The 12,925-nt window shown below is 33.5% G+C and carries 17 protein-coding genes; 13 read left to right on the top strand and 4 right to left on the bottom strand.

What is annotated here, in order from left to right; all coding sequences use genetic code 11:
• Positions 1 to 52 precede the first annotated feature (52 nt).
• From narJ to moaD, 8 genes are all read left to right on the top strand, one after another.
• A complete protein-coding gene (narJ, locus tag JUJ52_RS12035) occupies positions 53 to 583 on the top strand; it encodes a nitrate reductase molybdenum cofactor assembly chaperone (RefSeq protein WP_034679621.1) in 531 nt (176 codons plus the stop codon).
• Positions 584 to 602: 19 nt separating this feature from the next.
• A complete protein-coding gene (gene narI / locus JUJ52_RS12030; RefSeq protein WP_121605169.1) occupies positions 603 to 1,301 on the top strand; it encodes a respiratory nitrate reductase subunit gamma in 699 nt (232 codons plus the stop codon).
• A gap of 43 nt (positions 1,302 to 1,344) precedes the next feature.
• Positions 1,345 to 1,821: a ferric reductase-like transmembrane domain-containing protein gene (locus tag JUJ52_RS12025; protein ID WP_026682746.1), complete on the top strand. Its 477-nt coding sequence runs from the start codon at positions 1,345 to 1,347 to the stop codon at positions 1,819 to 1,821.
• A gap of 31 nt (positions 1,822 to 1,852) precedes the next feature.
• Positions 1,853 to 3,364 (top strand): tetratricopeptide repeat protein, encoded by a 1,512-nt coding sequence (locus JUJ52_RS12020; protein WP_205388575.1) that lies wholly within the window; start codon positions 1,853 to 1,855, stop codon positions 3,362 to 3,364.
• Positions 3,365 to 3,476: 112 nt separating this feature from the next.
• Positions 3,477 to 4,487, top strand: a complete 1,011-nt coding sequence (gene moaA, locus JUJ52_RS12015) for a GTP 3',8-cyclase MoaA (RefSeq protein WP_026682748.1) — start codon at positions 3,477 to 3,479, stop codon at positions 4,485 to 4,487.
• Positions 4,488 to 4,499: 12 nt separating this feature from the next.
• Entirely contained in the window at positions 4,500 to 5,510 is a 1,011-nt protein-coding gene (locus tag JUJ52_RS12010) for a MoeB/ThiF family adenylyltransferase (RefSeq protein ID WP_121605167.1), read from the top strand.
• Positions 5,511 to 5,818: 308 nt separating this feature from the next.
• The gene (locus tag JUJ52_RS12005) at positions 5,819 to 6,295 is read left to right on the top strand and encodes a molybdenum cofactor biosynthesis protein MoaE (protein ID WP_026682749.1); all 477 of its coding nucleotides are present in this window, start codon (positions 5,819 to 5,821) and stop codon (positions 6,293 to 6,295) included.
• Complete coding sequence (moaD, locus tag JUJ52_RS12000; RefSeq protein ID WP_026682750.1) at positions 6,288 to 6,521, top strand: molybdopterin converting factor subunit 1; 234 nt, start codon at positions 6,288 to 6,290, stop codon at positions 6,519 to 6,521. Before JUJ52_RS12005 ends, moaD begins: the two co-directional genes overlap by 8 nt.
• Before the next feature lie 642 nt (positions 6,522 to 7,163).
• Here moaD and JUJ52_RS11995 read toward each other — a convergent pair.
• On the bottom strand, positions 7,164 to 7,622 hold the full coding sequence (locus tag JUJ52_RS11995) for a DUF2269 family protein (RefSeq protein ID WP_026682751.1): 459 nt from the start codon (positions 7,620 to 7,622) through the stop codon (positions 7,164 to 7,166).
• Between the two features lie 259 nt (positions 7,623 to 7,881).
• Here JUJ52_RS11995 and JUJ52_RS11990 point away from each other — a divergent pair, with 259 nt between their 5' ends.
• Positions 7,882 to 8,316 carry a hypothetical protein gene (locus JUJ52_RS11990; RefSeq protein WP_026682752.1) on the top strand — a complete coding sequence of 145 codons (435 nt, stop codon included), beginning with the start codon at positions 7,882 to 7,884 and terminating at the stop codon, positions 8,314 to 8,316.
• A gap of 476 nt (positions 8,317 to 8,792) precedes the next feature.
• Positions 8,793 to 9,743: a sugar-binding transcriptional regulator gene (locus tag JUJ52_RS11985; RefSeq protein WP_026682753.1), complete on the top strand. Its 951-nt coding sequence runs from the start codon at positions 8,793 to 8,795 to the stop codon at positions 9,741 to 9,743.
• Between the two features lie 94 nt (positions 9,744 to 9,837).
• Here the strand turns inward: JUJ52_RS11985 and JUJ52_RS11980 are convergent, their stop codons facing one another.
• Complete coding sequence (locus JUJ52_RS11980) at positions 9,838 to 10,080, bottom strand: site-specific integrase (protein ID WP_205388574.1); 243 nt, start codon at positions 10,078 to 10,080, stop codon at positions 9,838 to 9,840.
• 60 nt (positions 10,081 to 10,140) lie between these two features.
• Here JUJ52_RS11980 and JUJ52_RS11975 point away from each other — a divergent pair, with 60 nt between their 5' ends.
• Positions 10,141 to 10,359 (top strand): M15 family metallopeptidase, encoded by a 219-nt coding sequence (locus JUJ52_RS11975; RefSeq protein ID WP_026682754.1) that lies wholly within the window; start codon positions 10,141 to 10,143, stop codon positions 10,357 to 10,359.
• 8 nt (positions 10,360 to 10,367) lie between these two features.
• Positions 10,368 to 10,889, top strand: coding sequence for a peptidoglycan-binding domain-containing protein (locus JUJ52_RS11970; RefSeq protein ID WP_308036033.1), 522 nt, complete (start codon positions 10,368 to 10,370; stop codon positions 10,887 to 10,889).
• Between the two features lie 106 nt (positions 10,890 to 10,995).
• Here the strand turns inward: JUJ52_RS11970 and JUJ52_RS11965 are convergent, their stop codons facing one another.
• Positions 10,996 to 11,811, bottom strand: a complete 816-nt coding sequence (locus tag JUJ52_RS11965) for a hypothetical protein (RefSeq protein WP_121605162.1) — start codon at positions 11,809 to 11,811, stop codon at positions 10,996 to 10,998.
• Positions 11,812 to 11,958: 147 nt separating this feature from the next.
• Between JUJ52_RS11965 and JUJ52_RS11960 the strand changes: the two genes are divergently transcribed.
• The gene (locus JUJ52_RS11960; protein WP_026682756.1) at positions 11,959 to 12,171 is read left to right on the top strand and encodes a hypothetical protein; all 213 of its coding nucleotides are present in this window, start codon (positions 11,959 to 11,961) and stop codon (positions 12,169 to 12,171) included.
• A gap of 183 nt (positions 12,172 to 12,354) precedes the next feature.
• On the opposite strand, the gene JUJ52_RS11955 is transcribed toward JUJ52_RS11960, so the two are convergent.
• Positions 12,355 to 12,708: a VOC family protein gene (locus JUJ52_RS11955; RefSeq protein WP_026682757.1), complete on the bottom strand. Its 354-nt coding sequence runs from the start codon at positions 12,706 to 12,708 to the stop codon at positions 12,355 to 12,357.
• Positions 12,709 to 12,925 lie beyond the last annotated feature (217 nt).

The raw sequence follows: 12,925 nt of genomic DNA, 5'->3' as shown, positions 1-12,925 counted from the left end.
TTTGGTAAGGTGGTTTTACCAATCTTGATTTCAATAAGAGGAGATACGGATAATGAATCAAAACATTTATCAAATGGTTTCGTTTCTTTTAAATTACCCAAATAAAGAAATGGTAAGTATACTACCAGAGCTCCAATTGGAATTAGAAGAAATAGAAAATCCTGTAATAAAAGAAAATATCCATAGATTCATTAGTTTATCTTTAAACATGTCTTTGGATGATTGGATCAGTCACTATATCGAACATTTTGACTTTGGAAAATTAACAAATTTATATGTAACATATTTAAAATTAGGAGAGCAGAGAGAACGTGGTTTGGAATTACTTAAACTGAAAAAATACTACGAAGCACATGGATTTAATGTTACAGAAAAAGAGTTACCTGATTACTTACCTCTGATTCTTGAGTTTTGCGGAAATGTTCCTGTAGAAACGAGTAATGAATTGTTATCCATGCATGGAAAGGCTATTGGTGAAATCCAAAATAAATTGAGAGAAAGTGGCAATTACTATCTTTTATTATTTGAGGCTCTTTTTCTCCACATGTCTGATAACGGATTAATTCTTACTGCTACAGAATAAAGTTTAGGAGGAAAATAAAATGGAGTTATTATTATGGGGGATATTACCTTACATTGTATTAACCATTTTTATTGGTGGTCATATTTATCGATATCAAAAAGATCAATTTGGCTGGACTACGAAATCGAGTGAATTTCTTGAGAAAAAAAGATTAAGAGTTGGATCTCTTCTTTTTCACTGGGGAATAATATTCGTGTTTGGTGGCCATATTTTTGGATTAATTATACCAATAGGGCTTTATAATGCACTAGGGATTACTGAGCATATGTACCATACTGTTGCTATCATATTAGGATTTCCAGCAGGTATCGCCGCATTTATCGGTATAGTCTTATTAACCTATCGAAGAATAAGCATCAAACGTATGAAGGCTACAACCTCTCCAAGTGACTGGGTCAGCTTGATTTTCATTCTATTGGCAATAATAACTGGATTAATTGCCACTTCATTCAATGTTGATTCACATGGATTTGATTATCGAACAACGATTGCACCTTGGCTTCGCGGCTTGTTTATATTTAATATACAGCCGGAGTTAATGGCCTCTGTACCTATCTGGTTTAAGATTCATATTTACTGTACCTTTGCGTTATATGTTGTTTGGCCATTTACCCGTTTGGTGCATGCGTTTAGTTTTCCAATTCGCTATTTAAGCAGAAATTATGTTATTTATAAGAGAAGGGTTCCTAGAAAGGCAACGGAAGAGAGTGGTTTTTAATAATACTCTATATTCTCTCTTTAGAGATTAAAGGAGATTCAGAATGAGTAAATGGTTTTATATGAATCTTGTACTTTTACTGATGGCTATTTGGCAGGTAGTTAAGCCTTTTTCGTTTCCGATCTTTTCATTACCAATTTTATTTGGTCTCATTGGATTTTTGTTATTCCTATTTAATTGGACCAGAAATGCAGTGTTTTCAACCATTCGTAATGTTCCAGAACGGAAAACAAAAATTAAATTGGCTAATCTTTCAAAGAAGGTAATGCCGTATCACCGTTGGATTGGAACTGCTGCACTGGTTTTTATACTATTACATGCAGTATTTGTTCTTCATTGGTATAGTTTCTCTTTTCAAAATATGAAAATGCTAGCAGGATTGTTAGCATTCGTAAATTTAATTTTGATGGTACTTACTGGATGGTGGAGACTTGTCAAACCAACAGGGCGAATGCGTCAGATTCATTTACGATTAGGGATTTCCTTATTTTTTATCATTTCTTTACATTTACTTTTGTAATTTAAATACAGGAATAAAGGGTGTGTATTTCATGTTTAGTAACTTAGAAAGAACGGAGGATCAGCCAAATAAATCCCTTACTTTAATGGAGGAAATTAGAAAACAAATGATTAATGAAAATAACCCTGATATAAAAGAAACTATCGAGGAAATCGAAGCTCGTTTAATCTCTAGTAAAGAGATTTCCTTGAACGAACAATTTCTTATGTTAAGTACAGTGGCAAAGTACTACCATAAAACAAATAATTACGATAAAGCGGGTAAATATAGTCGTCACGCCTTGCAGCTATCCAAAAAGATGTCAGTAGACTTTATGCAAGTGATTATCGAGACCTATTTAGACTATGCAACACTGGAAAGAGAGTATGGACAACGCTCAACTGCTAGAATGGAATTAGCAAAATTAATGGCATTTCTAGATTCCAATGATTATCAGGATGGCTATGCATATGGCGTTATATTCAGCAACTTAGGAAAAATATCTCTTGATGAAGAAAACATGGAAAGTAGTATTACACAGCTTGAAAAAGCATTAACTTATTTTAAACAAGCAGTTCCAATGACACATCCAATTATCTCATCAACTATCCACACCCTTTCTGATGTATATATTCAAGTTGAACATTATCATAAAGCAATCGAACTATATCAAGAATTATTAAAAACCTATGAAACATTACAGGATAAACCCGCTTTAGCAAAAATATGGTTACGGTTAGGTGAAATACATTTTTATATTGATTTAAAAGAAGCCCGAAAAATGATTACAAAATCTATAAAATTAATGGATGAAATGGATGCTATGAACCATTTAGATACTACAAAAGCACTCTTGATGTTAGCTGAAATAGATGAAAATATGGGGAATTTTCCTCGAGCAATTAATTATTATAAAAAGGGTTTAAAGCAGTTAACAAGTTTCTATAAGGAGAATAATTTTTTAGTTGTTTATGTTTATTCCAAGATCGGAACCATCTCTATAAAAGTATTTAAATTAAATCAAGCAAAGAAATACCTAGAAAAGGGATTAGAATTATCCAAGCATTTTCCAAAAATCAGAATGCAATTTCTCTATGCACTAGGGAAATTATATTCTAATGAAAAAGTATATGATAATGCGTTGATCGTGTTTCAGGAATTTTTGCAACGTTTAGAAGAGGATGGACGAAAAAAATCTCTAGCTTATGGCAATACATTACAAGCTATTGCCTTTAATTATTTGGAGCAGGAAATGATAGAAGAGGCATATGACCATTATAAAGAGGCATTATCAATCTATGAACATCTAGAAAATTGCATGGAAGAAAAGGGACTCACTTCTATTCGATTGGCGTATTGCTTTGAAAGTATAAAAAATAAAGATATCATACAAGCAGAGCATTATTACGAAATGGGTTTTAAATTAATTGAAAAGGCACGAAATCAGGTGCTTCTAGAAGAAGCATTTACAGGTATTATTGAATTTTTCAAGAGAAATAAGAATGTGAAAAAGAGAAGAATATATGAAGATAAATTAGTTAAAATGCAGACTACAAAAGTATAATTCTGAATAACTCTGTTGGTATTTTTTATATTCCTATGATATTCGTAACAGATATCTATATAATATAGAAAGTATATTGTATTTAAGGAAAGTAAAAGGAGAGATGATCCGCATGTCATTATTAACAGATAAATTTGGTCGGCCGATGAAGGATCTTCGCATCTCTGTTATTGATCGTTGTAACTTTAGATGTACGTACTGTATGCCAAAAGAGATCTTTGGAAGAGATTTTGCATTTATGCCAAAAGAACAGCTATTAAGCTTTGAGGAAATCGAGCGATTAGCTAGAAATTTTATAGCTTTAGGTGTCCAAAAAATTAGATTGACTGGAGGTGAACCACTTCTAAGAAGAGATTTGCCTTTATTAATTAAGAAATTAACAGCCATAAAAGGATTAGAAGATATTGGGCTTACAACGAATGGTTCGCTTCTTGCTCTTATGGCTCAAAAATTAAAAGATGCTGGGCTTAAGCGTGTAAATGTTAGCTTGGATGCGTTGAATAGTGAATTATTCAAATCCATTAATGATAGTGGAGTCGGACCAGAACGTGTTTTAATGGGAATCCAAAAGGCTAAAGAAGTTGGGCTTGAAGTAAAAGTGAATATGGTTGTAAAAAAAGAAATGAATGAACAGGAAATTATTCCGATGGCAAAGTATTTTCGGGAACAAGGAATTACGTTACGGTATATTGAATTTATGGATGTCGGACAATCTAATAGCTGGGATTTTAGTAAAGTTATAACAAAAAAGGAAATTTTCGAGAAGCTTTCTAAGCATTTTGAATTAGTGGCCGTTGACCCTGCATATTTAGGAGAAGTTGCTAAACGTTACCGCTATAAAGGATCGGGTAGCGAGGTTGGTTTCATCACTTCCGTATCTGCATCGTTTTGCTCAACTTGTACTAGAGCAAGAATTGCTGCAGACGGGAAAATGTACACCTGTCTATTCGCTTCAAATGGGTTTGATTTTAGAGAGTTATTACGTTCCGATAAAAGCGATGAAGAAATACAATCAGCGATAATGAACATTTGGGGAAATCGTATCGATCGTTATTCGGATGAACGGACTGAAGAATCGACAAAAAACAAGAAAAAAATTGAAATGTCTTATATTGGCGGATAGGGGGAAAAGGTTATGTTTGATAGATATTCTCGTCAAATACTTTTCAAACCAATAGGAGAAAATGGTCAGCAAAATATCGTATTGAAACATGTGTTAATTATTGGCTGTGGTGCACTAGGCTCTGGCAATGCAGAAAACCTAGTACGTGCAGGGATAGGAAAACTAACCCTGATTGATCGTGATTATGTTGAGTTAAGTAATTTACAAAGACAACAATTATATACAGAGAAAAATGTACATGACCAAATTCCAAAGGCACTTGCAGCAAAAACCCGCTTACAAGAAATCAATTCAGAAGTTGAAATTGAGTCTTTTGTCTTAGATGCTACTTCTAATTCTCTATATCCAATTATAAAGGATATAGACTTGGTTATTGATGCAACAGATAATTTTGAGACAAGATTTATGTTAAATGATTTAATGCAAAAGCATGGTATACCATGGATTTTCGGTTCTTGTGTAGGGAGTACTGGAATGAGTTATACGATCTTTCCAGATAAAACACCGTGTTTACAATGTTTGCTGGGTACTATACCGGTATCAGGTGCAACTTGTGACTCTGTAGGAATCATCTCACCAGCCGTACAGATGGTTGTTGCACATCAAACTACGGAAGCTTTAAAAATACTAGTAGAAGATACAAAAGCACTTCGTACTAAATTGATAACCTTTGATCTATGGAATAATCATTACCATCTAATAAATGTTAATCGAGCCAAGAAAACAGATTGTCCAACATGCGGGAAAACCCCGAGTTACCCAAATTTAAACGATGAATCTAGTACTAAAACAGAAGTCCTTTGTGGAAGGAATACCGTACAAATCCGAACATCTAAAAAACTAAATTTAGATATATTGGCAAGTCGTCTACAAAAAATTGCCCCAGTAAAACATAATGACTTTTTATTATCAATAGAATATGAATCCTATCGTCTCGTATTCTTCCGTGATGGTCGAACGTTAGTTCATGGTACAGATTCCGTGGAAAAGGCGAAAACAATCTATAATCAATTGGCAGGATGAGGGGATGTTATGGTAGACAGACAAAAACTAACTTAAGCTATTGAAGCCAATTTGAAAAGTAATTCGAGGATCCCTACCACTTGTGATGCTGTTTCATGTTGAAAGTAGTAAAATAATAAATAATTCAAGGGAAAAATCACATGCAATTAAAGCGGAAACTCTATAAAGGGGATACTATTTCTTTCACGAATATATGATTATGAGAAATGAATGGAAGCTGCAGTCATCTTATTAGAAGATAAAGAAGGAACGACAATGGAGGACTTTATGGCATCCTGCTAAAAAGCTTAGAAGGAGTCGAAAGAAACATGGCTGAGTCATTATATGAAATTGTAGAAGAACCGATTCAAGTAGAATCACTTATAAAAAAAGTAGAAAGAAGAGAATCTGGTGCTATTACGACCTTTATTGGTACGGTAAGAGAATGGACTAAAGGGAAAAGAACAATTTATCTACAATACCAAGCGTATATTCCCATGGCTGTGAAAATGCTTGCTAAGATCGGTGATGAAATAGGGGATAAGTGGCCAGATACAATGGTGGCCATTACTCACCGAATCGGACATTTGGACATTTCAGATATTGCCGTGGTTATTGCAGTTTCCTCCCCACATCGTAAAGCAGCCTATGAAGCAAATGAGTATGCAATAGAACGAATTAAACAGATTGTACCTATTTGGAAAAGGGAACATTGGGAACATGGAGAAACATGGATTGGTAATCAATTAGAAACGATTTCCTATCCGAATGGAAAACCAAATGTAGAGGATGTGAAAAATGATTAAGGTCTTGTTGTTCGCACATTTACAAGAAAAACTAGGGAAAGATCAACTGGATATAGAGACAAATCAAATTAAAATTAGCGAGTTAAAACATAAATTGAAAGACCAATATTATTTAAATGAATTAGACGGGGTTATGACTGCAATTAATGAGGAGTATGCTACGGACGAGGATGTCGTAAAATCCGGTGATACAGTAGCATTTATTCCTCCTGTCAGTGGTGGTTGATATTCATCAGATTTATTCAATTTATTGGCTTTAAAATAGTGAAAAAAGAGGAAAGGGCCTTGCTTTATTAGAACAAGTAGATAATGTAAAAGCAGTACTAATCTCTTTTCTTGAAAAAAAGATAATATTTCTTATTCTGCACCGTTTGGAAATAGTGTATTCTTTAAATGGATTTTGTAATCAAATGAAAACTCTGCTAAGGAATTTTACTGATATCGTAGTTGATAAAAAACAGACATAACATGTTAGATTGATTTAGGATCATTATATTAGTTGGAAAATAGCTCAGGAGGACCGTTAATTGATAGTATAACGGGAAACAATATTTTAATTACTTGGACAGCAGCTATTATCGCTACTATGTTAATAGTTTTTTGTAAAATCCAACAGTTACTGGTAATTTTACTTTGAACCAATCAGACATCTACTGGCAGTCGATCTCTAAGCTATTCCAGAGAGCAACTGCTCAGAAAGGAATATTGCACGTCAAATGATGTAATATTTCTTCGCCTATTAGACATGTTCTCTTTTTATTCGATGGAATGTCCTTGGAAAAGGCTCTCAAGGACATTCCATCAAAAAATATATGAAGTTAAGTCTCAGCACGCTATTATGTAATTTTAGGTTACGGCAGCGCCCCTATTAAAAAGGCTTTAAAATCATTAATGCAATAATAATAATAAAAATAATATTTTCAACATGTTCTACATGGAATAATTTCTTGGATAATTGATAGTATTCTTTGGGGATTTTCTCTCCAGTATACGCACTTAATAATTTCTTAATGGGAACAGATCTCGGTTTTAAAAGATACGGTCCAAATGCTAGTGCAATTAAAAATAGGATAAGACTAGTAATATACCATCCTTGTGTAAACCAATAATTATGAAGGAAACCCATCCCTATTCCCGTAAGAAGAAGTAGACTCCCTCCTATCATTGTTAAGATATGTAATAAATTTCGAATCTTAAAAGCATGCCGTAATTCTGTCATATTACTAGGCTTGGAATGAGTAACAACAAACGTCATAACCAAACCTGGTCCCATACCAATAATGGCAGAAAATATATGAATGAATAAGAGAAATTTATATAATGTCATTCACTGTACCTCCTATCTCCTATTTATTTTACACGATTATTGCATCGATAATGGTGATACTTATCACATATAAGCTAAAATATTAAAATCATAGTGTTATTTATAATTGCTACAGTGATTGTAGTCGTCGGAGCATTAATTATTGATGAGTATATTTTTCGATATATATAAAATGTAAAAATTATTAATCATTAGGTGTGAAAATTATAGAATATTAGCAAGTATCTTATGGTAAAATGTAGAAAAAGGGGGATTTATAATGAAAAAAATCATTGCATTATTAACATTATTTATTACCGTTGTAATTATATCAGCTTGCGGTGACGAGGGAGAAAGTGCTGAAAAATTAACAACTGATGATGTTATTAAAGCATTTCAAGATGCAGGTTTAGAAGCTGAGGAGCCTAAAGAAATGACTAAAGATGATTATGGAATGGCTCCAATGAAAGCTGATGAAGGTGTCAGATTCTTCATTCCTTCTTTAGGTGAAGATTCTGGAGGAAGAATTTTAACGTATAGTGATCAGGCTGATTTAGAAGAAATGAAAGAGTATTATGATTCAATGGGTGAAGAAAGTGCGATGTTATTTTCTTGGACAATGAAAAAGGACAATGTATTGGTACAAATTAATGGTGACCTAGAAGAAGATAAATACAATGAATACAAAGAAGCGTTAAACTCTATTGGTAAGTAAAAATGGCATATGCTCTTAGCTTGTAGAGAAACCCCTGTGTTTTCTACAAGCTTTTTTGTGGGCGGACGAACGCTGAATCCCCCTTGTGAAAACCAAACTGTGGGGCCTCGGATCGCCCGTTTTTGCAGAAGGGATGTTTTTCTGGAACAAGCTCTTTCATCGTGACCATTTTTATTTTAACTGGGCGCTCTTTTTTGGATGAAACATCGGTTGACAGCCTGCAGGAAAGACCCTTTTTGTACCAGCCGAAAAATGAAATCGCTTAATGAGGTTTGATATGTATGTCCTTAACAAACAAAATTACAAAGTATCCATAATCATAGCAGTTTACAGTTGCTAAACATCTAATTTAAGTAATGCAGGTTTCGGGTCTTTCTAAAACTTTGTATTTTGTTTAAAATAGAAGGGATATGTAAAAGTATAACGAATATATAATTTAAGCAATTCGAATTTAAAAATATAAAAGGAAGTATGCTATGGTTAATTGGGAAGAGAGAAGGCAATTGGTGAAGATTGCCAATCTTTATTATGAAGACAACTGGACGCAGGAACAAATTGCTAAGAAACTTACTGTTTCTCGGCCAATCATCTCTAAATCTCTTCAAAAAGCAAAAGATTTAGGAATTGTTGAATTTTATATTAATGATGAAACAGTACAGACAGTTAGTCTTGAAAAAAGACTAGAGTCTGAATACAACTTGAAAGATGCTTTGGTTATTCCATCTGTTGATAAAAAGCCCGAATTGACTTTACATTCGGTTGGTCGATCAGCAGCATATTATTTATCAAAGAATATGAAAGACATTCAAAGTCTTGGAATTTCGTGGGGTCAAACATTAACTTCCCTTGTGAAGGAATATCCATATGAATTAAGAGAAAACATGAAAGTCGTTCCTCTTGAAGGTGGTATGGGGAGAAAAAAGGTAGAAATCCATGCTAATCAATTGGCATATGAATTAGCTAAAAAGATGGGAGGAGAATGTTCCTTTTTATATGCTCCAGCAATTGTTGAATCAGAAGAATTAATGAATCGATTACGAAGCATGGAGGATATAAGTGAAGTAATCGAGGAAGGAAGAAATGTTGATATGGCGGTAATCAGTATAGGGAATCCATATGAACACTCTACCTTGAAAAGTGTCGGTTATCTCGAGGAAGAAGACGTTAAAGAACTTAAGAAATTAGGGGTAGTAGGTGATATGGGATTTAGGTTTTTTGACCAGGATGGAAAGCCTGTTCATCTGCCACGAGATAAAAGAGTAGTAGGTCTATCATTAGACGATTTAAAACAAATTAAACAAGTAGTAGCGGTTGTTGCTGGAAACTATAAAGCTGATAGTTTGTTAGGTATGTTAAAAGGTAATTATATTGATGTACTAATTACTGATGATGAAACAGCAAAAACAATCATACAAAAATCTGGGTAACAACTCCCTTTACAGAAGAGGGAGGGTTTTAGACTAAAAACCTTGCTATTACTGGGGGTGTAAAGGGTGGTTAAAAAACCTCCCCCAGTGAACCTTAAATACTTATCATAGAACTGAATACTGTTGCTGCTTTTTTGTCTGCTTGATCATCTGAAAGACCATAAGTTTTATAAACTTCTTCAGGAGTATTTCCGAATCGCTTAGCTACTGTTATGACTGATGTTTTTTGATTGAGCAATATCGTTGCATGTGTATGCCATAGACCATGTGGGGTAATACGTTTACGTTTCACCTTTGCTTTTTTGATCATTCTATTTAAAGCGTTATTAAAAGCCATATGACGCCCAGCAGATATAAATAAGTCGCCTCTATAAATCCCTTTTGCCCATCCATCAAATTGCGGAAATCCTGTTTCATTGTTAGCGATGATGGTCAAAAAGCTATATGGACAGTTAATGCAAAGTGGAAAAGGGTTGCAGCAATCGGCAAATCGTTAGGATTTGAATGGGGCGGGGATTGGTCTAGCTTTAAGGATTATCCTCATTTACAAATGACTGGTGGTCTTACTTTATCACAACTACAAGCCGGTAAACGTCCAAACTTACAAGTAAAGTAGACGATACAATTACAGCACCAGATCAAAAAGTAGATTCCGAAACAGTAACAAACTGGATAAAGGTTATTGGTGATTGGAAAGGACAGACACTTAGAAATGGTCAATATGGTAAGCCTGTTAAACAATTACAAACGATGCTAGCTAAAAACAACGGTATTGATGAATATTATGGAGACGAGACAGAAGATGTAGTAGAACGTTATCAATCTTATTATGGGTTGAAACGAGATGGATTGGCTGGTAAAGAGGTTTATGGATCCTTAAAAGGGAATAAATCAAATAGTAAGTCTAAACCTAGCCAAGCTAAAGGTACCGTTCATTTGCCTGCATCTGCAAAAACGTGGAGAACGTACAAGCTTAATGTTAAACCGATCAAAAAAAATAGTGATTGGAGTCTTACCCCTGCTAGGTATGGTGGGTTAACTTATAAAATACTAGATAAACCATATCCAGATGTAGTAACTATTAAGACAGGAAGAGGTAAGCGTAATATTTATGTTGGTTCTGGTACTAGTGCTGTGGTTAAGTAAATCTAGTGATAGTTAGTAGCAAGTATGCGAGAGTGGGCTATATATAAAGTTATGCTGCCAATGTCTGAAATGGACTATTGGCAGCATTTTTTAGATTCTTAAACTTTTATACGATTACATCAGAAAGGTTTGCGGTGATAATTAATTTTCCATCATGAATACTTATAGGAATCTCAGTAACTGTTAAATTTCTTTTGTAAGGACCTTCACCAATTGGTTGTTCTTGCGGAATTGAATATATATGTTGCTCTTTAAATGTTTTTGTAATACTCTTCTTTGCCAACCTTTTGATAAATTCACTATCAATTATTTTATTAACAATCCAGTTGTCAAAAGGAATTGGTAAAGACAAAATTTTGGTTAAATTTCCTAGCACATCTAATATTATGTCATCAACCCTTCCTGGAATAATTCTTTTAATTTCTTCCCCAATTTTATCTTCAATTATCTTTCCTAAATCTTCAGGTACACCAAAAGAATGTATTTTAAATTTATCTTCAATCAATTCTAAATTAATGTTATGCTTACCATCATTTAAATTACTACTAATTCCTACAGCTAAAGAGATATCTGGTCTTATGAATTCTTCTATCCCCATAGTTAAACGAATATCAGGATTATCGCCAAATATTGACACATCAGGAAGGAAAGGTAAGTCAATTGAGCGATGCGGTAAATCAACAGATATAACAATTTCTAACTTTTCAAAAACTAACTTTAAGTGTTCAATTGCTATATTACTAGGCGACTCTAAGGTCACGCTATTTGGGGGAGAAAGTCTCGCCTTAACGTTGGCTAATATTTTAATACCATGTTCTTCAAAAATTGGTATATCTGATTCCTCATGCACAAAATTTTTACTAATAATGGTTATAAAGTTTCCAAGTGATTGTTGAGTTAAACCTATTTCTGCATAGTTCACTTTTAAATCTCCTTTTTATAAGATATCAATTATATTATGTTGTGAAAAATTAATAATATAACCACCAAAAATCACTAACAGAAAACACGTATACACGTTCGTGTTTTGTGATATAATAAGAACAAACGTTCTAAAGGTGGTCTTATCATGAAAGGGTTACTTAATCGTTCTGCGGAGAATAAGCAAAAAATCATTATCTTTTATATAGATAGCAATAACAATGTAACGGAGCGTTATATTCGTGTGCTTGAAGTAAATGATAAGAGTATTTTGGCTTATTGTTACTACCGTAAAAAAGTGAGAACATTTAAGTTAGAAAATATCCTTTCAGCAGGACCAGTACGGAAGAGAGCTATGTAAAAAAAGCCCCTCATAAGAATGAGAGGCTTCATGTAACATGACACCTTAAGGGTATTAAATGACATTATATAGACTAATGGAGATGTTTGCTATCATAATATGTAGCGATTTAGTTTTTATCAACTTATTACTTTTGTTGTATGCACCTTAATTTGATGTACTTCCGACAATCACTTAATTAGCTTAACACTGGCAAACCATTAGTACATTACCGTCCGGGTCACTAATATTGAACCAGTGCCCATCTTCAATCTCGGTCAGTATCTCAATCCCATTTGATTTGACGTATTCATAGGCAACCTTAATATCTGTGGTGTCAAAGTGAAATCTCGGCATTTCATCAGGTTTATACTTTTCAAAAATTTTACTATCAAGTACAAGATTAACGTTTTCTAAAGAAACCACATAGATATGTCCATGTGCAATTTCCCCATCTGCCATAATGCCTAACAAATTGCAATACCAATCTCTTGCTTTTTTAACATCACTTACTGGGATGAAAATAGTGCTAATTCTTTTTCCAATGGGTTTGTCCATAACTTCTCATCTCTCCTTTTTTATATCCATTAAAATATTTCGTGAAAACCCATAAAAATTCCTTCTCAAACGTTTTTTTAATTATCTCAGGAGCAATCTTCAATTATCTGACACTTTTCTTGAATAAACATCATTTAAAAGTTAAAAGTGTATGTACATAAAAATCAACTAGTAAATAATTTTCATTAGAAATATTATTAATATGTGCATAGATTAG

Source organism: Virgibacillus sp. AGTR (assembly GCF_016919725.2).
Lineage (GTDB): Bacteria > Bacillota > Bacilli > Bacillales > Amphibacillaceae > Virgibacillus > Virgibacillus salarius.
The sequence above is the reverse complement of the archived record's forward strand: the minus strand, read 5'-3'. Positions and strand labels throughout refer to the sequence as shown.